At 64.0% G+C, this 21,027-nt stretch carries 20 protein-coding genes, 1 pseudogene and 1 riboswitch; of the genes and pseudogenes, 9 read left to right on the top strand and 12 right to left on the bottom strand.

From position 1 onward, the window contains the following. Window positions 1–20: 20 nt before the first annotated feature. Together BXA07_RS06115 and BXA07_RS06110 are read right to left on the bottom strand one after the other, a co-directional pair. A complete protein-coding gene (locus tag BXA07_RS06115; RefSeq protein ID WP_034749680.1) occupies window positions 21–215 on the bottom strand; it encodes a DUF1289 domain-containing protein in 195 nt (64 codons plus the stop codon). Further along, window positions 215–787 carry a DUF1415 domain-containing protein gene (locus tag BXA07_RS06110; RefSeq protein ID WP_076566610.1) on the bottom strand — a complete coding sequence of 191 codons (573 nt, stop codon included), beginning with the start codon at window positions 785–787 and terminating at the stop codon, window positions 215–217. Before BXA07_RS06110 ends, BXA07_RS06115 begins: the two co-directional genes overlap by 1 nt. A 339-nt stretch (window positions 788–1,126) precedes the next feature. Here BXA07_RS06110 and BXA07_RS06105 point away from each other — a divergent pair, with 339 nt between their 5' ends. The 5 genes from BXA07_RS06105 (at window position 1,127) to BXA07_RS06085 (ending at window position 6,241) form a co-directional block, all read left to right on the top strand. Further along, complete coding sequence (locus BXA07_RS06105; protein WP_076566608.1) at window positions 1,127–2,539, top strand: transglycosylase SLT domain-containing protein; 1,413 nt, start codon at window positions 1,127–1,129, stop codon at window positions 2,537–2,539. A gap of 241 nt (window positions 2,540–2,780) precedes the next feature. Then, window positions 2,781–3,569: an enoyl-ACP reductase FabI gene (gene fabI / locus BXA07_RS06100; RefSeq protein ID WP_076566606.1), complete on the top strand. Its 789-nt coding sequence runs from the start codon at window positions 2,781–2,783 to the stop codon at window positions 3,567–3,569. Between the two features lie 72 nt (window positions 3,570–3,641). After that, window positions 3,642–3,914, top strand: a complete 273-nt coding sequence (locus tag BXA07_RS06095; protein WP_076566604.1) for a hypothetical protein — start codon at window positions 3,642–3,644, stop codon at window positions 3,912–3,914. Between the two features lie 5 nt (window positions 3,915–3,919). Next, a complete protein-coding gene (locus tag BXA07_RS06090) occupies window positions 3,920–4,441 on the top strand; it encodes a helix-turn-helix transcriptional regulator (protein ID WP_076566602.1) in 522 nt (173 codons plus the stop codon). 393 nt (window positions 4,442–4,834) lie between these two features. Then, the gene (locus tag BXA07_RS06085; RefSeq protein WP_076566600.1) at window positions 4,835–6,241 is read left to right on the top strand and encodes a DEAD/DEAH box helicase; all 1,407 of its coding nucleotides are present in this window, start codon (window positions 4,835–4,837) and stop codon (window positions 6,239–6,241) included. A gap of 88 nt (window positions 6,242–6,329) precedes the next feature. Here the strand turns inward: BXA07_RS06085 and BXA07_RS06080 are convergent, their stop codons facing one another. The 4 genes from BXA07_RS06080 to BXA07_RS30750 all read right to left on the bottom strand — a co-directional run bounded on the left by BXA07_RS06080 (window position 6,330) and on the right by BXA07_RS30750 (window position 7,917). Continuing rightward, complete coding sequence (locus BXA07_RS06080) at window positions 6,330–6,788, bottom strand: acyl-CoA thioesterase (RefSeq protein WP_076567113.1); 459 nt, start codon at window positions 6,786–6,788, stop codon at window positions 6,330–6,332. A gap of 86 nt (window positions 6,789–6,874) precedes the next feature. Then, window positions 6,875–7,243 (bottom strand): hypothetical protein, encoded by a 369-nt coding sequence (locus BXA07_RS06075; protein WP_034749696.1) that lies wholly within the window; start codon window positions 7,241–7,243, stop codon window positions 6,875–6,877. Between the two features lie 129 nt (window positions 7,244–7,372). Beyond that, on the bottom strand, window positions 7,373–7,510 hold the full coding sequence (locus BXA07_RS30755; protein ID WP_170909616.1) for a hypothetical protein: 138 nt from the start codon (window positions 7,508–7,510) through the stop codon (window positions 7,373–7,375). Between the two features lie 233 nt (window positions 7,511–7,743). Continuing rightward, window positions 7,744–7,917, bottom strand: coding sequence for a hypothetical protein (locus BXA07_RS30750; RefSeq protein WP_170909615.1), 174 nt, complete (start codon window positions 7,915–7,917; stop codon window positions 7,744–7,746). A 147-nt stretch (window positions 7,918–8,064) separates the two neighbouring features. On the opposite strand from BXA07_RS30750, the gene BXA07_RS06070 reads away from it, so the two are divergent. The 3 genes and pseudogenes from BXA07_RS06070 to BXA07_RS31585 all read left to right on the top strand — a co-directional run. Continuing rightward, complete coding sequence (locus tag BXA07_RS06070; protein WP_139335453.1) at window positions 8,065–9,273, top strand: glycosyltransferase; 1,209 nt, start codon at window positions 8,065–8,067, stop codon at window positions 9,271–9,273. 189 nt (window positions 9,274–9,462) lie between these two features. After that, a complete protein-coding gene (locus BXA07_RS06065; protein ID WP_076567111.1) occupies window positions 9,463–10,446 on the top strand; it encodes an EDSAP-1 family PEP-CTERM protein in 984 nt (327 codons plus the stop codon). A gap of 138 nt (window positions 10,447–10,584) precedes the next feature. Continuing rightward, window positions 10,585–11,568: pseudogene (locus BXA07_RS31585) on the top strand (EDSAP-1 family PEP-CTERM protein); the annotation flags it as partial. Between the two features lie 23 nt (window positions 11,569–11,591). On the opposite strand, the gene BXA07_RS06060 reads toward BXA07_RS31585, so the two are convergent. The 5 genes from BXA07_RS06060 to BXA07_RS06040 form a co-directional block, all read right to left on the bottom strand. Continuing rightward, window positions 11,592–12,692, bottom strand: coding sequence for a nitroreductase family protein (locus BXA07_RS06060; protein ID WP_076566598.1), 1,101 nt, complete (start codon window positions 12,690–12,692; stop codon window positions 11,592–11,594). After that, complete coding sequence (locus tag BXA07_RS06055; RefSeq protein WP_076566596.1) at window positions 12,693–13,562, bottom strand: ThiF family adenylyltransferase; 870 nt, start codon at window positions 13,560–13,562, stop codon at window positions 12,693–12,695. Between the two features lie 112 nt (window positions 13,563–13,674). Beyond that, window positions 13,675–15,252 (bottom strand): methyl-accepting chemotaxis protein, encoded by a 1,578-nt coding sequence (locus BXA07_RS06050; RefSeq protein WP_076566594.1) that lies wholly within the window; start codon window positions 15,250–15,252, stop codon window positions 13,675–13,677. A 142-nt stretch (window positions 15,253–15,394) separates the two neighbouring features. Beyond that, window positions 15,395–15,592 carry a hypothetical protein gene (locus BXA07_RS06045; protein ID WP_010399555.1) on the bottom strand — a complete coding sequence of 66 codons (198 nt, stop codon included), beginning with the start codon at window positions 15,590–15,592 and terminating at the stop codon, window positions 15,395–15,397. A 106-nt stretch (window positions 15,593–15,698) separates the two neighbouring features. Further along, on the bottom strand, window positions 15,699–18,542 hold the full coding sequence (locus BXA07_RS06040; protein ID WP_076566592.1) for a M16 family metallopeptidase: 2,844 nt from the start codon (window positions 18,540–18,542) through the stop codon (window positions 15,699–15,701). A gap of 183 nt (window positions 18,543–18,725) precedes the next feature. Then, window positions 18,726–18,876: riboswitch (FMN riboswitch) on the top strand. Window positions 18,877–18,970: 94 nt separating this feature from the next. On the opposite strand from BXA07_RS06040, the gene ribB reads away from it, so the two are divergent. Continuing rightward, a complete protein-coding gene (gene ribB, locus BXA07_RS06035) occupies window positions 18,971–19,618 on the top strand; it encodes a 3,4-dihydroxy-2-butanone-4-phosphate synthase (RefSeq protein WP_076566590.1) in 648 nt (215 codons plus the stop codon). A gap of 15 nt (window positions 19,619–19,633) precedes the next feature. Here the strand turns inward: ribB and BXA07_RS06030 are convergent, their stop codons facing one another. Then, window positions 19,634–21,007 carry an MFS transporter gene (locus BXA07_RS06030; RefSeq protein ID WP_083708066.1) on the bottom strand — a complete coding sequence of 458 codons (1,374 nt, stop codon included), beginning with the start codon at window positions 21,005–21,007 and terminating at the stop codon, window positions 19,634–19,636. Window positions 21,008–21,027: the final 20 nt, after the last annotated feature.

The following is a 21,027-nucleotide window of genomic DNA, read 5'->3' as shown; positions in this document are numbered from 1 at the left end:
ACTGCTCTATTGCGTCGCCATTAAGTATTCCGGCGCGGATACCCCTGCGCCAGGATGCGCACCCACACCACTTCCTTCTCCTCGTCCGTCATCGACACCCAGTGGGCCACTTCCACCACGGTGCGGCCGCAGCCGCGGCAGATTTCGTCGAAGGTCGTCGAGCACACGGCCACGCAGGGCGTGTCTGGACGCGGCGGCAATTCCTTGTCAGCCATCAGGAAACCTTCGGCACGCCGAGCTTTTCCCAGCCTTCGACACCCAGTGCTTCCAAAGTAGCAATATTCTTGTCGAAAATCTCGGACGCTTCCGGGAAGGCCTCGACGGCGCGCTCGATGCTGTCTTCGCGCAGCAGGTGCAGGGTCGGGTACGGCGAGCGGTTCGTGTAGTTGCTGATGTCGTCCTCGAACGTCTCGGCGAATTGATAATGCGGGTGGAAACTGGCCACCTGCAGCTCGCCGGCCAGGTGCATGTCTTCCACGGCCGCGTCGGCCACGTCGAGGAACTCGTTATAGTCGAGGAAATCGTTCAGCGTGTACGGGTGGATCAGCAGGGTCGTGTCGATCTGCTCCGGGTCCGTGTCGGCCAGGGTTTGCAGCTCGTCCATCAGCAGCGCCAGCAGATCTTCCGGATTGCTCGATTCGCACACCACGTAGCGGATCTGTTTCTTGACGTGCACGGCCTTGGCGAACGGGCACAGGTTCAGGCCGATCACGGCCTTTTCCAGCCAGGCAACGGTATTGGCGATGATGACGGCGTTATCGTCGTCGTGGCGCGGCGGGGTGTTCATATACTTGACTCTCTATCAATAAGGCGGCCGGCAGCCGAATGGCCGGCCAAAGCCAAATTGTACGCACTCTTTGCGCAGTCTCATACTTGGCGTGCGCCAGCCTTGCGCCAGACACGGGGGCATGTATGCTATAACAGCGGCCGAAACACGCATCGGGCAAATTAAATTTGCAATAATGCTACCGCCAGCGAAGGGAAGCTCAGCCGTTTCTGACTTATTGCCGCTTATTTCCTGTCATCATGCTGACATAATTCTTGACTCCGGCATGTGGATATACGTACACTCCCTGCTTAATCATGGGTCTGTCCGATGTTTCTCCGACGACAACAATGGAACACTATGCACGAAAACTCCTTTAAATCTACCGTCCTGGCGGCGTTGGCCCTGGCGCTTGCGCCCGCCCTCAGCCAGGCGTACGAAGCCGGTGTTGAGAGCGATAACGCGCCAGTCGCCGCCGCCACGCCCGCCCTGATCCCGATGGCCGCCCAGGTCACGGCCAAACTCCCCACCCTCGACAACCGCCTGCAAAAGACCGACCGCCTGCTGAAAAACCTCAGCGACAGTTCCGATCCGCTGCGCGAAGCCGACGTCTGGGGCCGCATCCGCAGCGGCTATGCGATTCCCGACATTAACAACCAGCTCGTCACCAACCACGTCAACTGGTACGCCACCCGCCCCGACTACATCGCCCGCACGACGGCGCGCGCCTCGCGCTACATCTTCCACGTGGTGCAGGAACTGGAAAAGCGCGGCATGCCGACGGAACTGGCCTTGCTGCCGTTTATCGAATCCGCCTTCAACCCGCAAGCGTTTTCCAGCGCCAACGCGGCCGGCATGTGGCAATTCGTGCCCGCCACGGGGCGCGATTTCAACCTCAAGCAAAACATGTTCAAGGACGAGCGCCGCGGCGTGCTGGCCTCGACCGACGCGGCCCTGACGTATCTGCAGCGCCTGTATGACATGTTTGGCGACTGGCAACTGGCCCTGGCCGCCTACAACTGGGGCGAAGGCTCGGTGCAGCGCGCCATCAAGAAAAACCAGGCGCTGGGCAAGCCGACCGACTTCGAAAGCCTGGCCGACCTGATGCCGGCCGAGACGCGCAACTACGTGCCGAAACTGCAAGCGGTCAAAAACATCATCGCCAATCCGTCCCAGTACGGCCTGACCCTGCCCGTGGTCGACAACCAGCCGTATTTCACGGCCATCGACAAGACCAGCGACATCGACATCACCGTCGCCGCCCAGCTGGCCGAACTGTCGATGGATGAATTCAAGGCCCTGAATCCGCAATTTAACCGCCCCGTCATCATCGGCGGCGAAAAAACGAAGATTTTGTTGCCGCAGGAAAACGCCGCCAAATTCACCACCAACCTGGCGCAATGGGGCCATGCCTTGTCGAGCTGGACGACGCACAAGATCACCAACGCGCGCGAACGCATCGAAACCCTGGCGTCGAAATTCGGCACCACGGCCGACGTGCTGCGCCAGGCGAACAATATTCCCCAGCGCACCAGCCTGCGCGCCGGCTCCACCATCCTCGTGCCGAAGACATCGGCCACGATGAACAAGGACATCACCCAGGAAATCGCCGACAGCGCCACCATGCTGCTGGAAGCGGACCGTCCGGAACGTGCCGCCAAGGCGTTGCGCCGCGCCGCCAAGGGCGGCAAGGCGCAAACGGCGCCAATTTCCCTGGTGAAACCGCGCATCCAGCGCGGCGGCGGCAACAACCGGGCAAAAGCGCGCCATTGAGTACACCTGACATAACCTACTGCGCGTCGTGATTTGCCGCCTGCGATGCTCACCGTACTAAAAGTACGGTGAGCATCGCAGGCCAACGGGGGCGCCGAGCCTCACTTCCGCTCGCTACGGTTCTGTCAGGCGTTGTTAGGCGTCGCAAACCACCTGACATCTGATTTCCACCGGCCGCCACAGCTTTGCTGTCGCGGCCGGTTGCACATCCGCCCGACCACCACCCCAGACAGGAGTCATCATGGCTTTCTTGCAAGGCAAAAAAATCCTCATCACGGGCTTGCTGTCGAACCGCTCCATCGCCTATGGCATCGCCAAGGCGTGCCGCCGCGAAGGCGCCACCCTCGCCTTCACCTACGTGGGCGAGCGCTTCAAGGAGCGCATCACGGAATTTGCGGCGGAATTCGACAGCGAGCTGGTGTTCGACTGCGACGTCGGCAACGACGAGCAGATCGCGGCCGCCTTCCGCGACCTGGCCCAGCACTGGGACCATCTGGATGGCCTCGTGCACGCCATCGGTTTTGCCCCGCGCGAAGCCATCGCCGGCGACTTCCTCGACGGCCTGTCGCGCGAGAGCTTCCGCATCGCGCACGACATTTCCGCCTACAGCTTTCCCGCCATGACCAAGGCTGCCCTGCCCCTGCTGCATCCGGGGGCCTCGGTCCTGACCCTGACCTATCTGGGCGCCGTGCGCGCCGTGCCCTATTACAACACCATGGGCCTGGCCAAGGCGTCGCTGGAAGCGTCGGTGCGCTACCTGGCCGAATCGCTGGGCCCGCGCGGCATCCGCGCCAACGGCATCTCGGCCGGCCCCATCAAGACCCTGGCCGCCTCCGGCATCAAGGATTTCAGCAAACTGCTGGGCTTCGTGGCCGAGCACGCCCCGCTGCGGCGCAACGTCACCATCGAGGAAGTGGGCAACACGGCCGCCTTCCTGCTGTCCGACCTGGCTTCGGGCATCACGGGCGAGATTACCTACGTCGATGGCGGTTTTTCGCAAGTGATGGCCGTCAATCCCGAAGTAGAGTAAGGCGGTGATGGCCGATATTTTTCGGTTGTCACTTGACAACCGTGAATTATCGACCTACATTGGAGGCATCGCATGGCGCGCTCCCCGCATCCGAAGAAGGAAATCGAAGCGGCGCTGCACCACGCGGAAAGCCAGGGCTGGCGCGTGGAAACGGGCGGCAGCCATGCCTGGGGCAAGATACATTGTCCCTACAATAACGGCGGCTGCCGCTGCGGCGAATTCTGCATCGCCTGCATCTGGAGCACGCCGAAAAATCCCGGCAACCACGCGCGGGCGATCCGTCGGGTGGTCGATAACTGCACTGTCAATAAGCTGATGCACGACTGCATGCAACGCAAGGGATAGCCATCATGGATTACATCTTTACGCTCAAGTACCGCCTGCCCGACCACGAAACCGACCTCGACGCGCTGGCCGAGCGCCTGGGCGGCGGCGGCTGCGACGACGCCCTGGCCGGCATCGGGCAAGCGGGACGCCTGGCGCTGGAATTCACGCGCGAGGCCAGCAATGCCAACGCTGCGCTGCTCAGCGCCCTGGCCGACGTCAAGGCCATCGTGCCCGAGGCCGTGCTGGTCGAGGCAGCGCCCGACTTCGTGGGCCTGACGGACGTGGCGCAGGTACTGGGCCTGTCCCGGCAAAACCTGCACAAGCTGATGAACAAGCACCGCCACAGCTTCCCCGTGCCCGTGCATGAGGGCAGCGCCACCATCTGGCACCTGGCCGACGTGCTGGCGTGGCTGCATGCCAAGGGAACGTATCGGCTGGAACGCAGCCTGATCGAACTGGCGCAGGTCACCCGGCAAATCAATCTGGCCAGGGAAACGCAACAGGCGCCGCCGCTCCCCGCCGACATCGTGGCCATGCTCAACTAAACGGACGAAACCTACGTATTTATACTGATTTCAGATAGGAAACACCGACAAAACGTGGTAGCAGTGGCGTTACTTCCCGGTTTCTCCCCATTTAGGCCGTGCAAAACGGCGACAAATACGGTATAGTGTCGTTGTGCGCTGCAATATGTTCCCGTGAAGCGATGGCAACACCGCAGTAACATGCAATTACAAACTTAGCAGCTTCGCAAGCCTTAGCGCATCCACAGGATGCCGCTTATAAAGCCCTCCCGCCTTGTGTGTCGCACCTGACACCGTCCCGGCGCAAAGCTTTTGTGCCGAAATTTCTTTTTAGTTGAGTCATTTCGTTTTGGTTGGCGTTGCTATTTTGCGTTCTGCTTTTTGCAAGAACGCTGATTTTTACGAAAGAAAAGAATGACATTTGAATCCTTAGGCCTGCATCCGTCCATCCTCGCCGCTCTGACCGAATCGGGCTACACCGCGCCAACCGCGGTACAGTCGCAAGCGATTCCAGCCGCGATCGAAGGCCGTGACCTGCTGGTCTCGTCGCAGACCGGTTCGGGCAAGACGGCAGCATTCATGCTGCCGTCGCTGCACAAACTGGCCAGCGCCGAACAAAGCGCCGCCGGCAAGACGCCGAACCAGGAAATGCAGGCATCGCGCGCCCGCGGCGAGCGTCCACGCTTCAAGGCTGCCCAGCCAAAAATGCTGGTGCTGACGCCAACGCGCGAACTGGCCCTGCAAGTGACCACCAACACCGACAAGTACAGCACCGGCATCCGCCGCATCAAGGCTGTGTCGATCCTGGGCGGCATGCCTTACCCTAAACAGATGCAATTGCTGGCCAAGAATCCCGAGATCCTGGTCGCCACCCCTGGCCGCCTGATCGACCACATGGATTCGGGCAAGATCGACTTCTCGCAACTGGAAATCCTGGTGCTGGACGAAGCCGACCGCATGCTGGACATGGGTTTCATCGACGACATCGAAAAAATCGTCGAAGCGACGCCGGAAGGCCGCCAGACCATGCTGTTCTCGGCAACGCTGGACGGCGTGGTTGGCAACATGGCGCGCCGCATCACGAAAAACCCGCTGGTCATCCAGGTGGCAAGTTCGAGCAACAAGCATGAAAACATCACCCAGCGCGTGCACTTCGTCGACGACCTGTCGCACAAGAACCGCCTGCTGGACCACCTGCTGCGCGACGAATCGCTGGACCAGGCTGTTGTGTTTACCGCCACCAAGCGTGACGCCGACACCATCGCCGACCGCCTGAACATCGCCGGTTTCTCGGCTGCCGCCTTGCACGGCGACATGCATCAGGGCGCGCGCAACCGCACCCTGGACGGCATGCGCCGCGGCCAGGTCAAGGTGCTGGTTGCCACCGACGTTGCCGCCCGCGGCATCGACGTGCCGACGATCACCCACGTGTTCAACTACGATCTGCCGAAGTTCCCGGAAGACTACGTCCACCGCATCGGCCGTACCGGCCGCGCTGGCCGCAATGGCCTGGCCATCTCGCTGGTGAACCACGCTGAAGGCATGAACGTCAAGCGCATCGAGCGCTTCACCAAGCAATTGATCCCGGTCAATGTCATCGAAGGTTTCGAGCCGAAGAAAACGGCATCGGCGCCACGTTCGAGCGCCCGTCCAGGCGGCTGGAAACCAGGCGACAACCGTGGCGGCGCGAAGCCAGGCCAACGCACGTTCAGCAAGCCGGGCGCTCCACGCAAGGACGGCGCACCGAGCACCGGCGGCGGCTACAAGGGTTCCAACCCGCGCAGCACCGACGGCGCACGCCGCAGCTACGGCGACCGTTAATCACGGCGCCCTGCCGCCGGCAGGCGGCAGACAATAAAAAAACGGCCACCAGATCGCTCTGGTGGCCGTTTTTTCATGTCCGGCGCATTTACTTCTTCGACACCTTCTGGCGCGACAGCTTGCGCAGCTTGGCCTGCTCGAAGCGCTGCTGCTGTTCCGGCGTCTCGAGCACCAGCGGCGGCACGGCCACCGGCTTGCGGTTGGCGTCCACGGCCACCATCGTGAAATAGCAGCTGTTGGCGTGGCGCACCAGGCGCTGCTGGATGTTTTCCGTCACCACGCGGATGCCCACTTCCATCGACGTCGTGCCCGTGTAATTGATCGAGGCGAGGAAGGTCACCAGCTCGCCCACGTGGATAGGCTGCAAAAACATCACCTGGTCCACGGACAGGGTCACCACATAGCTGCCCGAATAGCGGCTGGCGCAGGCGTAGGCGACGCTGTCGAGGTATTTCAGGATGGTGCCGCCGTGCACGTTGCCGGAAAAGTTGGCCATATCGGGCGTCATCAGGACCGTCATCGTCAGTTCGTGGGCCGACCAGTTCATCGCGCTGTCCAAAGTGTTCTCCAAAGGGAATGGTTTAAAAATGCATGGGGGATGTGAAAACCGGCCCCAGGGGCCGGTTGCAGGCCTTACAGGCCCAGGGTGTCGATGTCGGCCAGCGATTCGCGGCCCTTGTCGGAAATGTCGTGGCCCTCGCCCTCGGCGCGCGCCACGATATGGGCTTTCTTGCCCAGGAAATAGGCCACGTCCGTGTCCAGCTTGGTCAGCGGATCGGTCGCCACGGCGCGCAGCCCCATGATGCAGCGGCGCAGGAACAGCAGTTGCTGCGCTTTTTCGGTGATGGACAGACGGCCATCGCGGGCGTAGCTGAGCAGCTTCAGCCCGGACAGGCGCTTGGCATTGCGGGCAACGCAAGCGCTGGGGCGCTCGGTCTTGATGCCGCGTGCAACTTGCTCCAGCGCGTCATATTCATCGGTTGTTAATTTCTCGTTCTTCATTACTTTTCCATAAAAGGCCAGGTGTTCGGCCCCCATGGTACGCGCCCCGCTGCGCATCGGCAACAGGCAACGCAAATCTGGCGCCGCCGGCCGTGCGGCCGGGCGGCTGAAACGCGGGCCCGGGCGCCCTTATTTGTAGGTGCGCAGCAGCAGCCAGGCCAAGCCGCAACCGGCCACGGCACCCACTACCGCCAGCGCCATCAGGCTTTTTCCCGTCATCACGGGACGCCTGCCCAGATAGATTTTGTTATGCAAGGAATTGCCCATGATGGTCTCCTGTACAAGAATTTTTATGATGTCTCATTATAAGAACAGAATCGTGACGGCCGCATGACACACAGCAGTTAGCGTTTTATTTGTATCCACTCGGCAACGTTTATTGGCATTTTTGTTGTTTAATTGGCGCGGCTATCGAGCCGCCTGCGCAATCCATTTCCGACTGGAAATAAACAGCGCGCGGCAACGCCGCGGCTGCCGTTCAGTTGCGCGGCAAGCCGCGTTCAAGCCATCCTGACGGGCGGCGGCGGCGGCGTCGGTTCCTCGACGGGCACGGGATCGACGTGCGGCGGCTTTTCCGGCGGCGGCGCAAGCGGATCGCCTTCGGGCGGCGGCGGGATATCCGGTTCTGGCGTGCTGTGCGCACGCAGCGGGGCGGGACGGAATGGTGGCTGCATGGTGGTCTCCTTTGCCACCACTGTAGCCGATGCCGCGAATGCCCGGCGCCCGCCTGTGGCAGGGCCGGGGAACCAAACGGCGCGGCGCCACTCCAACCTTGCACGCATGGGCGTTAACTCCCGGGAAAGCAGGCAAGACGGCAAGCAATGGCGCGCAAAAAAATTCTTTTCATGGCCGAGGCCGTGACCCTGGCCCACGTAGGCCGCCCTCTGAGCCTGGCCCAGGGCCTGGCCGAGGACGAATACGAGGTGCATTTTGCGTGCACCGACGGTTACGACTTCTGCTTCCAGCAGGCGTCCTTCCGGCGCTGGCATATCGACAGTATTTCCTCTCAACAATTTCTGCAGGCGCTGGCCAGCGGCAAGCCCGTCTACACGGAAAGCACGCTGCTGCGTTACGTGGAAGACGACCTGCGCCTGCTGCAAGCCGTCCGGCCCGACCTCGTGATCGGCGACTTCCGCCTGTCGCTATCGGTCAGCGCCCGCCTGCAGCACATACCCTACCTTGCGGTCAGCAACGCCTACTGGAGTCCGTATGTGCGCCAGCACTACACGGTGCCCAGCCTGCCCCTGACGGGCGTGCTGCCCGTCTGGCTGGCCGATCCCCTGTTCCGCCTGATCCGCCCGCTGGCCTTCGCCGCGCACGCCGCGCCGCTGAACCGCGTGCGCCGCCGCCACGGCCTGGCGTCGCTGGGCAGCGACCTGCGCCGCACCTACACGGATGCGGACCGCACCCTGTATGCGGATATCGCGCAACTGTTCCCGCCCCAGGCCATGCCGCCCACGCACGACTACCTGGGCGCCGTCATCTGGGCGCCGCCCCTCGAACTGCCGGACTGGTGGCGGCGGCCTGAACTGAGCAGCGGACGCCCCATCATCTACGTCACCCTGGGCAGTTCCGGCCAGGGCCAGCTGTTGCCGCGCGTGCTGCGCGCACTGGCGCCCCTGCCCGTCACCGTGCTGGCGGCCACGGCCGGCACCATCCGCCTCGACGCCGTGCCGCCGAACGCCTTTGTCGCCCCCTTCCTGCCCGGCGACGCGGCTGCCCGGCGCGCCAGTGTCGTGATCTGCAACGGCGGCAGTCCCACCAGCCAGCAGGCGCTGACGGCCGGCGTGCCCGTAATCGGCATCGCCGGCAACCTCGACCAGTTCCTCAACATGCACGGCGTCGTGGGCGCCGGCGCCGGCCTGCTGCTGCGCGCCGACCGCTTCCAGGAAACGGCCCTGCGCCGTGCCGCCACGCGCCTGCTCGACGACAGCCCCACCCGGCTGGCCGCGCGGCAACTGGCGACGGCATTCCAGGCCTGCCTGCCGGGGCCGCGCCTGCGCACGCATATGCAAGCGCTGCTGCAGTGACGGCCCGGCGTCGGCTTTTCTTACAGCGCGCCTGGCCGCACCTGCACTACGTCAACAGCAGTGCGCCAAGTCCTTGATTTCAAAAGAACCTCCTGCCCTGGCATGGAAGTCGCTTAAGTCTGGCCATGAGCACCTGCCGACAGGACTCAGGCAAGACTTCCAGACTCACTCAACCACGAGGTGAACAAAATGAAATTTTCTAAATTGAAACTGCTCCCGGCCGCAGCGGCACTGGCCATGCTGTGCGCAGCCGGTAGCGCACAAGCGGGCGCCTACGGCTATTCCTATAACAACATCTTCGGCCTGGTGATCGCCGTGCCGACGGGCCAGATCACGGTGGCCAACAGCACTACCATCTCGCGCAGCACGGCCACCCTGAACGGCGTGAGCGTCATCAACGGCGGCGCCGGTTCGCTCGACGCGCCGCGCGCCAACGTGGGCGCCGTCACCAAGGGCGAGAACGACTTCACGCAGCAAGGCCCCGCCGGCAACTATTCGCGCGGCGATGCGCAGATCGTCAGCACGCAGTTCCCCTCGTTCCCGCCGGGCTCGACCTCCACCCAGGCCGTGAACGTGGCCGAGGCCCACCTCGACGGTCCATCCGGCACGGCCGACGCATCCGGCCGCAACGGCTCGACCACGGGCTTCTCCGTCGATTTCGTCGTCGGCTCGCCCACGGCGACGCTGAGCTTCGACTTCCTGGCCTCGCCCTTCATGCAGGTCTTCCTGCAAAGCACGGTGGGCGTCCTGTCCACGGCGACGGCCAACCTGGTGGTCACCTTCACCATCACCGACGCCACCGGCGCCACGGTATTCAACTGGACGCCCGATGGCGTGGTCGGCTCGGGCATCTTCGGCGGCACGGAGAACACCGATGACGCCAACCTGAACACCAGCCTGGCGACCAACTTCCTGACGCGCGGCAACCTGTTCACCTACGACCCCACCGGCTGCGGCTCGCCCACGGGCACGGGCGTGGGCACGGGCTGCGGCGGCAACTTCAGCTCGGTCAGCAATGCCCTGACGGCCGGCAACTACACCTTGACCTTGAACGCGGTGGAAAGCGTGGACCTGGTGAAACAAGCTGCCACGCCGGAACCCGGCACCCTGGCCTTGCTGGGCCTGGGCCTGGCGGGCCTGGGCTACGCCCGCCGCCGCAAGCTTGCCGCCTGAACCATGCAACAGGGGGGACTCACAGGCGAGGGGGTATCTCCTCGCCTTTTTTATGCGGCAAGCCTGTCGGCTTTCCTTACAGCCTGGCGCCGTCGACACTACCATGCCACCGTACCGGCCAGGCGATGAGGATGTTTCATGAGAAATTTTTTCAGCAGCGGCTCCGTTCCCCGCGTTCCCGCAATACTGCTGGCCATGCTGTTGCTGGCAGCCAGCGGCGGCGCCAGCGCCGCCGCCTACGGTTACTCCTACACGAACATCTTTGGCCTGGTCATCAGCACTCCCACCGGCACCACCTCGGTCATCAGCAATATCGACCTGTCGCGCACGACGGCCACCGTCAACGGCAGCAGCGTCATCCGTGGAGGCGCCAACCAGATTGATGCACCACAAGCGACACGCGGCGCCGTCAGCAAAGGGGAAAACGATTTTACGCAGCAAGGCATGGGCCAGGCCTCGTACGCGCGCGGCGAGGCGCAAATCGTCAGCTCGCAGATCCCCCCTTTTCCACCGGGCTCGACCAGCACGCACACGGTAAATGCGGCGGAAACCTTCCTGACGGGCGGCGGCAGCGCCGACGCTTCGGGACGCAACGGCTCCGCCACGGCCATGGCCGTCAATTTCGTCGTCGGCCAGCCGGGCGCCACCCTGGCCTTCGACTTCCAGGCCCAGCCCTACATGCAGCTGTACCTGGACGCGCTGGCCGCCACGGGTTCGGCGGCCACCACCAACATGGCGCTGACGTTTACCATCATCGACGAAAACGGGGCCATCGTCTTCAACTGGGCGCCCGACGGCAGCCTGGGCTCGGGCATCCTGGGCGGCACGGAACTGGCCGATGCCGCCAGCCTCAATACGGGCTACGCGCAGACGCCGCTGACCAGCGGCAGCGTGTTTACCTATGACCCCAGCGGCTGCGGCGCGCCCACGGGCACGGGCATCGGCACGACGTGCGGCGGGCAGTATGGCGCCGTCACGGACGCGCTGGCGGCCGGCAGCTATACCCTGGTGTTGAACATGCTCAACAGCTCCGAACTGGCCTATGTGCCGGCGGCCACGCCGATGCCGCTACCGGGCACCTTGCCGCTGCTGGCAGCCGGCCTGGGCGTATTGGCGCTGGCGCCCCGGCGGCGCGGCGCGCCACCTCATGGCCCGCTGGCCGGCGCGACGATCAGCTCGCGTAGCGGCCGGCGCAAGGAGCGCGCCTGGGCCGCCGGCCCGGCGCCTATGCGCCCGAGAAACACGGCCCGGTCAAACGCCGCCGGCCCCAGCACGGCCTGGCACTGCACCGCCAGCTCCTGCGCCAGCTCCGGCATGCCTTCGGTGCGCGAAAAGGTGCGCCGTTCGCGCACGTAGCGGGCGAAGATCAGCGGCGTCAGTTCCGGCTGCAACTGCAGGCCCAGCCGCGTGGCCGTCAGCCAGAAGCGCTGCATGGCGCGCCCTGCGGCCACGTAATCGTCGACATGGCGCGGCGACGCATCGGCCAGCAACGCGAAATGCGCGGCGCAGGAGATGCCAGGCAGCAAGTCCATCTGCAGCCGGGGCGCCAGCGTGCCGGCCAGCCAGGTATTGAAGAAATCCACGCGGCGCCAGCTCTGCATGACCCAGCGCATCAGGCGCGCCGTCATCGGGTCCACGCCCAGCGCCTGGTCGGGGATGCGGTCGGCGCTGAAACGCGCGCCCCACTCGATGACGTCGCGGTGCACCTTGTGCGCCTCGGGCATGGTCAGACGCAGGCGGGCATTGGCGAACATCAGCCGCGCGCAGGCCAGGCGCGCGCGCGCGCCCTCGTACCACTGCACCGTGTAGCCGGGCGGCAAGCAGGCATCGAGCGCGGCCTTTTCGCTGGCGCGCAGCCGGCGCGTGCTGAGCCGGCGCCGCTGCACGCTGCGCTGCGGCAAAAAGGCCGCCAGCGGGTCGGGCAGCAGGCCGGGGCTGTCGACCAGGTAGGCGTCGAAGGTGGGCAGGGTGTCGGGCATGGCCATGCGCCGGCGCGCTTCCATGCGCAAGCCGTGGCTGCTGGCCGCCAGCGCCAGGCTTTCGAGCAGGGCGCCCAGCGACAGCTGGCTGGGATGGCCGTCGAGGTCGTACACGCAGTGGCTGCGCGTATCGAAGCCATGCACGACGACGTGGCGCGGCTCGACGATCTCAAAGCGCCACGGCTGCGTGTTGTCGCCGCTGGGCGCCCAGCGCGCCTGGTCGAGGATGTTTTCCAGTATGGGATCGAGCTGCGGTGCTTGCGTCATTTACGCCCCCTGCGCCGCACGCCGGCGCTTGATGATGGCCATTGCCAGCCGTTGCAGCGGGTGGCGGTTGCCGCCCGGACGCCAGGTATGCACGAACTTGTTGCGGTAGGCATCGAAATGCATGCCATGGGGCGCGGCCAGTACCTTGCCCCGTTTTAACAGGATTTTCAAGGCTTCCGTGGCGGCCGCGCCCGCGCACAGCTGGCAGCCCATGATGGTGGACGGTCCGCGCCGCTCCTTCAGGTTGATGGCGGACGGGTCGACCAGATACGGGCCGTGCAGGCCGGCCGGCGCCAGGCCGACGAGAAAGCGCAGGGCTTTTTCTTCTTCCGGCAAGTCGCCCCAGCCAAAATAGTCTTCGAACGTCATGCCGCCGGGCAGGAAATTGAGCACGGCCGTGCCCATGCCCAGCGGCGCGGCCGTGATGGCCGGTATGCGCAGGCGCGCGCAGGTGGCGAAGGTGGCCTGGCGCGCGGGAAAGGCGAAGAAATCGAGGCCGTCCACGTACAGGTCGACGCCGGCAAAGAACTCGGCCAGGTTGCTGTCGTGTATGCCGTCGGGAAACTGCTTGATGTCAAGCTCGGGATTGATGTCCATCGCCATGCGCGCCAGCACGCCGGCCTTCGGCTGGCCCAGGGTGGACATCATGGCGCCGGCCTGGCGGTTGAAGTTGGCGATATCGAAGGTGTCGAAGTCGGCGATGTGAAAGGCGCCGATGCCCAGCCGGGCCAGGGTCAGCAAGTGCACGCCGCCCACGCCGCCCATGCCGGCAATGGCCACGCGCTTGCCGCGCAAGCTGTTTTGCTCTGCCTGCGTGACCCAGCCCAGGTTGCGGGCGAACGCCGCGTGATAGGAAAAACCGTCCGTCATGCTCACCTCGTATAGACGTCCCCAAGGGACCAAGGAAAGTTGGACAGCTGGCCAAATGAAAAGTTCCTTCAACGATGAAGGAACGTGTGCTGCGTCTACATGGGCGCCCGGGTTAGCGTGGCAAACGCACCTGGGCCGCCGTGCCGGCGGAACGCGGCACGGCTGCCGCCGCGCCCACCTTGAACACGCTGACGATCTGCGCCAGGCCGGCCGCCTGCTCGTTCATCGCTTGCGCCGCCGCCGACGCCTGCTCGACGAGGGCCGAGTTTTGCTGCGTCATGTTGTCCATCTCGACGATGGCCTGGTTGATCTGCTCGATGCCGGCGCTCTGCTCGGCGCTGGCCGAGGAAATCTCGGCCACGATATCGGTGACGTGCTGCACGCTGGAAACGACCTTTTCCATCGTTTCGCCCGCCAGGGCCACGAGTTTTTCACCGGCGCCCACTTGCTCGGCGGAACTGTCGATCAATTGCTTGATCTCCTTCGCGGCAGCAGCCGAACGCTGCGCCAGGTTGCGCACCTCGCTGGCGACGACGGCGAAACCACGGCCCTGCTCGCCCGCGCGCGCCGCTTCCACGGCCGCGTTCAGGGCCAAAATATTCGTCTGGAACGCGATGCCGTCGATGACGGCGATGATGTCGCCGATCTTCTTCGACGAGGCATTGATGGCGCCCATGGTGTCGACCACCTGGCTCACCACGCCGCCCGCCTGGCTCGCCACTTGCGAGGCGGAAATGGCCAGCTGGTTGGCCTGGCGCGCATTGTCCGCATTCTGGCGCACGGTGGAGGTCATCTCTTCCATGGTGGAAGCCGTTTCTTCCAAGGAACCCGCCTGCTGTTCCGTGCGCGCCGACAGGTCGTGGTTGCCCGAGGCGATTTCGCCCGACGCCGTGGAAATGGATTCCGCATCGTTGCGCACCTGGCTTACCAGATGCGCCAGGTTGTCGCGCATGGCCTTGATCGCCATCAACAGACTGGACGTGTCGCCGGGGCGCGTGTCGATCTGCGTCGTCAGGTCACCCTGGGCGATCTGCGCCACGATGGCCGCCGCATAATCAGGTTCGCCACCGAGCTGGGCCAGGATGCGGCGCAGCATCAGGGCCGCCAGCGCGCCCACCACCAGCATCAGCGCGCCGCCGATGGCCAGCAGCACGCCCGCCTGGGCCCAGAACTTGTGGTTGATGTCATCGATGTAGGTGCCCGTGCCGATCAGCCAGTCCCACGGCGCAAATTTCACCACGGCATACATCTTCGCCACCGGCTCCTTCACGCCGGGACGCGTGCCGTCCGCCTGCACCAGGCCGATGCGGCTGTTGGCCAGCGCGGCGCGGTAGCGGTCGCCCGACTGCTTCATGTTCTTTTGCGGCACGCCGATGCGCGACGCATTCGGGTGCACGTACAGCAAGTCGGTGCTGAAATCGCGCACGAAATAATACATCTCGTCCTTGACGAAGCTGCCGATGGCCAGCCTGGCCTGCTGCTGGGCCTGCTCACGCGTCAGCTTGCCCGACTGTTCCAGCGCATATGCCTTTTCCACCGAGGCGTTGGCCAGCTCCACCAGCACCGTCAGTTGCTCGACGCGCTCGGCCATCATGGTCTGGCGCAGCGAATACAGGGAAAAGGAAGCGATGAGGACGATGCCCAGCAAGGTGCTGAAACACAACAACAGAATGCGCGAACGGAGAGTCATGGGAGCCTGGGTAGAAAAAAACGTGGAATTATAAACAATTTCCCTGTGGAAATCTTTTCGGAAAAGCAAAGCGGGCGGCGCTACCGGGCTGATGCCCGGCAGGCACCGCCCGCATATGTCCTGCTGAAATCTTGCTGAAAAGTCAGGCCAAGGCTTCCTTGGCCGCCTCTTCCGGCGTCAAGCCATCGTAGAACTGGTCGGTGAACCACTCGACCTGCTCTTCGATATGGTCCTGCGCCTGCGCCACGGTGGCGCCGCCAGCCACGAGGAAGCCTTCGACTTCGATACACCAGTTGATCAATTCCAGGGTTTCCGGATCGAGTTCTTCTTTCTTAGCCATCGTGCTGTCCTTGCGTATTTACGTTATAAAACTGCGGTATTACATCCATTGCCGACAGTTTAACAGCTTCGCGGCCATGCCGACGCCTGCACGCGATCAAGAAGTATTACTTGACGGCAACATTTTTACGTTCCGGATACAAGACCACCTGCACGTAATTGTTCATGTCCAGGTAACGCTGCGCCGCCTGCCTGATGGCTTGTGGCGTGATGGCCCGCACGCGCTGCTCGAAACGCAGGATGTGCGCGGGGTCGCGGCCCTGGGTCACGGAAGCCATCAGCTGGCTCATCCAGTAATTATTTTCCCGCAAGGACTTCTGCTGGCGCGTGATCCAGTTCAGCTTGACCTTTTCGAGGTCCGCCGCCGATGGCCCGTCCGTCTTCATCTTGCTGATTTCGGCAAAGGCGGCGGCGATCACCTTGTCGACATGTTCCGGCCCTGTCGGCAGGTTCAGCGCCACCGAATAGTAGCCGTACGGATGCTGGCCCATGGCCGTCTCGAAGCCGCCGCCGTAGATCATGCCCATCTTTTCACGCAGCACTTCGATGACTTTCAGGTTCAGCACCTCGCCCAGCGCCTGCAGGGTCAGCTTTTGCTCTTCCGAATACGCCACGTTGCCATTGAAGGAGATGGAAATCGTGCTCTTCGGCTCGCTGCCCATGTAGACATTCTTCTTGACCACGCCGCTCACGGGGCGCAAGCCCACGTCGCGGTAGGCATGCGCCACTTCGCCCGCGGGCAAGGTGCCCAGGTAGCCGGCGATCAAAGGCTTGATCTTGTCGAGCTGAAAACTGCCCGTGAAGATGAACGTCATGCCGCGCGCGCTGGAAAAGCGCTGGCGGAAGATTTCCAGCGAACGCTCCAGGCCCACCTTGTCGAAATCGGCCGCGCGCGGCACGCCGTCGACGCGGGGGCTGTCGCCGAACGTGGCGTGCTGGACGGCGTCATAAAACACGGCTTCCGGCTGCGCCATGCTGTTTTTCGCCAGGTCCTGCTGCTTGCCGATGAAGGACTGGTACAGGCCCGCATCCTTGCGCACGTCGTTGAAGTACAGGGTCACCAGCTGCAGCATGGCTTCCACGTCGGCGCTGCTGGCCGAAGCGCCAAAGCCTTCGCTCAGTTCGCCCAGCGAGGCGCCCACGTTGACCGTCTTGCCAGCCAACACTTTTTGCAGGTCCAGCGGCGCCAGATCCTTCAAGCCCATGCTGCCGACGACGGCGCTGGCGTAGCGGGCGTTGTAGATGTCGGCGTCGCCGAACAGCGACTGGCCGCCGAAGCGGGTCGAGCCCATCAGCACCTGGTCGTTCTTGAAGTCCGTCGGTTTCAGCAGCACGCGCACGCCATTGCCCAGAATCAGCTCCGTCACGCCGATGGCGCTGTTGAGCTTTTCCGAGACGATGCTGCCGCCGGCCGGCGGGCCATCCATCAGCTTGCTGGCCAGCACCTTTTCCGTGCGCGGCTCGACGGTTTGCTGCTCGGCCTGCGCCACGGCGTCGAGCAATTGCTGCTGCGTCGGCACGTTCGAGGCCGCATCACCCGCCTTCGGTTCGGCGCCCATGAAGACCACCAGCTTCTTTTGCTGGTCGGGGATCACCTTGGCCACCGTCTCGTTGATTTCCCGCAAGGTCACCTGCGGCAAGAGTTCCTGCGCGTACATCAGCTCGTTGGCGATGCCGGGGATGGCTTCCTGTTCCAGGAAATTGCGCGAATACTCGGCCACGAAGCCCGAGGAATCGGATTTGTCGCGTTCGCTGTACGCGCGCTCGTAGTTGCGCAGCATGTCCTTGCGCGCACGGTCCAGCTCGTCCTGGCTGAAGCCGAAGCGGCGCGCCCGCTCGTCTTCCTGCACCAGCGCGTCGATGGCCGGCTGCACGCCGCCCTTGCCCAGCAAGGCATACGCGCTGAACGATTCATAGCCGCGCACCAGCTTGCCCATGCTGCTGCCGCCCTGGATGAACGGCGGATTGGCCTGCTGCGTCAATTCCTGCATGCGCGCGCTGAGCATCTGGCCGTACAGGTTCTCGATCATCTGGCGGCGGTAGTCGGCGATGGTGACGGGTTCCTGCGCGGGACGGATGGGGTAGCGGATGAAGACGCTGTCGTCGGGCGCTTCCTTGTCCGTGATCACCAGCGCTTCCGTCTGCGCGCGCTGCGGCACTTCCGCATACAGGCGCGGACGCGGTGTCGCGGGGTTTTTCAGCTTGCCGAAATGCTGCCGGATCAGCTTTTCAGCCTGGCCCGGCTCCACGTCACCGACCACCATCACGGCCATCAGGTCGGGACGGTACCAATCCTTGTAGAAACGCTTGATGGCCTCGGGCTTGAAGGTTTTCAGCACCGATTCCTTGCCAATCGGCATGCGCTGCGCATAGCGCGAGCCGTTCAGCAGCTTCGGATACAGCACCTTGTTCATGCGGTCGCTGGCACCCTTGCCCAGGCGCGCCTCTTCCAGCACGATGCCGCGCTCGCTGTTGATGTCGGCCGGATTGAATTTCAAGCCATGCGCCCAGTCTTCCAGCACGAGAAAACCCTTTTCCAGGTTCTCCTTCCTGTTCGTCGGAATCGGCAGCACGTAGACGGTTTCATCGAAACTCGTGTAGGCGTTCAGGTCGGCGCCGAACTTCACGCCGATCGATTGCAAATAGGAAATGAGTTCATTGCGCTTGAAATGCGTGGAACCATTGAACGCCATGTGTTCCGTGAAATGCGCCAGGCCTTGCTGGTCATCGTCTTCCAGGATGGAGCCGGCTTTCACCACCAGGCGCAGCTCGACTTTCTGCGCGGGACGGGCATTTTTCTTGATGTAATAGGTCAGGCCGTTTGGCAGTTTGCCGACGGTCACTTCTGGTGCCAGCGGCAGGGGGTCGCTCAAACGGATTTCCGCCTGGGCCAGGCAGGCGCACGCCAGCAAGACGGCGCCCGAGATCAGGCGTAATTTACTCAGCTTCATGTATTCTCAACGGTAAGATTCAGTAGACATACCTTACACTGAAATCCTGTTTCCGCCATTAAAAATAGCTTAGGGAAAACTCCTTTCCCCCGGCAACTTTGCCGAACGACAAACTCATCCGTGCCCTGCCGCTTTTTTTCAATTGTGCTAAAGTATTGCCGCCGGTCATGTGGACCGGCACAACGACGTCTTCGGGGCGGGGTGCGATTCCCCACCGGCGGTAAGACCGGCAACGGTCAAGCCCGCGAGCGCTTTCCAGGCACCGCTTGGCGAGGTCAGCAGATCCGGTGTGATTCCGGGGCCGACGGTATAGTCCGGATGAAAGAAGATGTGCAGTAGTGTGATGTCCCATCGCCACGGCGATGCGGCCAGTTGCGTCTATTCGCTTGCCCTGCAGCGTTTTTCGCCTATGCGAGGAGCGTTTCACCATGTTAGTCAACAGCTATACCCTGCTTTCCAGCGACCTCGAAGGTCGCATCCAGTCCGCCCTGGCCGCCATGCGCGCCGGCATTCCCGTCATCCTGCTCGACGATTTCGACCGCGAAAACGAAGCCGACCTGATCCTGTCTGCCGAGAAACTCACCAACGAAACCATGGCCCTCTTGATCCGCGAATGCAGCGGCATCGTCTGCCTGTGCCTGCCGACGGATGTCGTCAGCAAGCTGGAATTGCCGCCCATGTCGTCCGACAACGGCAGCCGCTATGGCACGCCGTTCACGGTATCCATCGAGGCGCGCGACGGCGTCACGACGGGCGTGTCGGCCGCCGACCGCGTCACCACCATCCGCGCCGCCATCGCGCCGGACGCCAAGCCGGCCGACCTGGTACGCCCCGGCCACGTCTTCCCCCTGCGCGCCGCGCCCGGCGGCGTGCTCGAACGCCGCGGCCACACGGAAGGCTCCGTCGACCTGTCGCGCCTGGCGGGCCTGAACCCGGCCGCCGTGCTGTGCGAGCTGATGAATCCGGACGGTACCATGATGCGCGGCGACGATATCGAGCGCTTCGCCGAGCTGCACGGCATGCCGATCCTCACCATCGAAGAGCTGGTCGAATGGCGCAGCAAGCACGGGAAATAAGCGTGCCCTAAGCGCTCACGCGGCGGCCACGGCCTTCGGCACATGCACGTGCCGGTAGACGAGGCCCGCCGCCAGGCCATACGCGGCGGCGATCGTCGCGTAGGCCAGCGGCAGGCGCAGCGACCAGTCGGGCAGCATATGCAGGATGCTGCCGATCAGCGCCACGCCCACCAGCGCGCCGATTTGGCGGTTCGCATTCAGGGCCGCCGCCGCGCTGTTCGCATGTTGCTTGCCGGCCACCTGCATCACGGTGGCCGTCATGGCGGGAATGGCGATGCCGATGGCCACATTCATGACGGCCGTGCCCAGCGCCAGCCAGCCATACGGCGTACCCGGACGCAAGCCCATCAGCAGCAAGGCCATGACGGCGCCCACCAGCAAGCCCGCCAGCATGGGCCTACGCGTGCCATGGCGCGCCGCAATACTTCCCGCCATGAAATTGCCCACCGTATAGGCCGCCATCATGGGCAGCAGGCGCAAGCCCGACTGCAGGGCGTCGGCGCCGCCCGACTGCTGCAAAAACAGGCTCAACAAGAACAATTGCCCGAACACGCAGAAATTGATCAGAAAGCCCACGCCATTGGCCGCGCCGAAGCTGCTGCTGTGAAACAGTTCACGCGGCAACAACGGATGGCTGCCGCTGCGCTCGCGCCGCAGCAAATGCCAGGCCGACAGCAAGGTCAAGGCGCCCGCCGCCAGCACGCCGGGCGACAGCCAGCCCAGCACGGGGCCTTCGATCAGCACGAAACTGAGGCCCGCCAGCGCCGCCACGCCCAGCGCATGGCTGAACAGCGACAGATCGCGCGGCTGGCGCGCCGGCGCCACCAAGAGCTGCTGCGCCATGACGATGGCCAGCACGCCCAGCGGCACGTTGACCCAGAACACGCTGCGCCAGCCGAACTGGTGCACGAGGATGCCGCCGATCAGGGGGCCGGACGCACCGGCCACGCCCACCAGCGCCGACCAGGCACCGAGCATGCGCGTGCGTTCGCGCTCGTCGTCAAAACTGTGCGTGAGCAGGCTGAGCGAACTGGGCATGAACAGGGCCGCGCCCGCCCCCTGCAGCAGGCGCGCGGCCGTGAGGAAATGCCCGTCGGGCGCGGCGCCGCACAGCACCGAGCCGAGCAGGAAGACGCCCAGGCCGCCCTGGTACACGGCTTTCGGCCCGTAGCGGTCGGCCAGCGCGCCGCCGGCCAGCAGCAGCGCGGCGAACGTCAGGGTGTAGCCATCGACCACCCAGACCAGGCCCGTCAGCGGAATATGCAAGTCCAGCGCGATATCGGACAGCGCCACGTTGACGGCCGTGACGTCGAGCATGGCCATGACGAAGCCGAAGGCCAGGGTCAGCAGGATCAAGCCGCTGGCGCGGCGTGGTGTGGGGGCAATCATGATATTTCCTTGCAGGGACA

Source organism: Janthinobacterium sp. TND4EL3 (assembly GCF_900156175.1).
Lineage (GTDB): Bacteria > Pseudomonadota > Gammaproteobacteria > Burkholderiales > Burkholderiaceae_D > Janthinobacterium.
This window is presented reverse-complemented; position numbering and strand designations above follow the sequence as displayed.

What these genes read in the sequence shown, in the direction of transcription:
- BXA07_RS06115 (WP_034749680.1), bottom strand. Translation starts at nt 215, where the DNA reads ATGGCTGACAAGGAATTGCCGCCGCGTCCAGACACGCCCTGCGTGGCC.
- BXA07_RS06110 (WP_076566610.1), bottom strand. Translation starts at nt 787, where the DNA reads ATGAACACCCCGCCGCGCCACGACGACGATAACGCCGTCATCATCGCC.
- BXA07_RS06105 (WP_076566608.1), top strand. Translation starts at nt 1,127, where the DNA reads ATGCACGAAAACTCCTTTAAATCTACCGTCCTGGCGGCGTTGGCCCTG.
- fabI (WP_076566606.1), top strand. Translation starts at nt 2,781, where the DNA reads ATGGCTTTCTTGCAAGGCAAAAAAATCCTCATCACGGGCTTGCTGTCG.
- BXA07_RS06095 (WP_076566604.1), top strand. Translation starts at nt 3,642, where the DNA reads ATGGCGCGCTCCCCGCATCCGAAGAAGGAAATCGAAGCGGCGCTGCAC.
- BXA07_RS06090 (WP_076566602.1), top strand. Translation starts at nt 3,920, where the DNA reads ATGGATTACATCTTTACGCTCAAGTACCGCCTGCCCGACCACGAAACC.
- BXA07_RS06085 (WP_076566600.1), top strand. Translation starts at nt 4,835, where the DNA reads ATGACATTTGAATCCTTAGGCCTGCATCCGTCCATCCTCGCCGCTCTG.
- BXA07_RS06080 (WP_076567113.1), bottom strand. Translation starts at nt 6,788, where the DNA reads ATGAACTGGTCGGCCCACGAACTGACGATGACGGTCCTGATGACGCCC.
- BXA07_RS06075 (WP_034749696.1), bottom strand. Translation starts at nt 7,243, where the DNA reads ATGAAGAACGAGAAATTAACAACCGATGAATATGACGCGCTGGAGCAA.
- BXA07_RS30755 (WP_170909616.1), bottom strand. Translation starts at nt 7,510, where the DNA reads ATGGGCAATTCCTTGCATAACAAAATCTATCTGGGCAGGCGTCCCGTG.
- BXA07_RS30750 (WP_170909615.1), bottom strand. Translation starts at nt 7,917, where the DNA reads ATGCAGCCACCATTCCGTCCCGCCCCGCTGCGTGCGCACAGCACGCCA.
- BXA07_RS06070 (WP_139335453.1), top strand. Translation starts at nt 8,065, where the DNA reads ATGGCGCGCAAAAAAATTCTTTTCATGGCCGAGGCCGTGACCCTGGCC.
- BXA07_RS06065 (WP_076567111.1), top strand. Translation starts at nt 9,463, where the DNA reads ATGAAATTTTCTAAATTGAAACTGCTCCCGGCCGCAGCGGCACTGGCC.
- BXA07_RS06060 (WP_076566598.1), bottom strand. Translation starts at nt 12,692, where the DNA reads ATGACGCAAGCACCGCAGCTCGATCCCATACTGGAAAACATCCTCGAC.
- BXA07_RS06055 (WP_076566596.1), bottom strand. Translation starts at nt 13,562, where the DNA reads ATGACGGACGGTTTTTCCTATCACGCGGCGTTCGCCCGCAACCTGGGC.
- BXA07_RS06050 (WP_076566594.1), bottom strand. Translation starts at nt 15,252, where the DNA reads ATGACTCTCCGTTCGCGCATTCTGTTGTTGTGTTTCAGCACCTTGCTG.
- BXA07_RS06045 (WP_010399555.1), bottom strand. Translation starts at nt 15,592, where the DNA reads ATGGCTAAGAAAGAAGAACTCGATCCGGAAACCCTGGAATTGATCAAC.
- BXA07_RS06040 (WP_076566592.1), bottom strand. Translation starts at nt 18,542, where the DNA reads ATGAAGCTGAGTAAATTACGCCTGATCTCGGGCGCCGTCTTGCTGGCG.
- ribB (WP_076566590.1), top strand. Translation starts at nt 18,971, where the DNA reads ATGTTAGTCAACAGCTATACCCTGCTTTCCAGCGACCTCGAAGGTCGC.
- BXA07_RS06030 (WP_083708066.1), bottom strand. Translation starts at nt 21,007, where the DNA reads ATGATTGCCCCCACACCACGCCGCGCCAGCGGCTTGATCCTGCTGACC.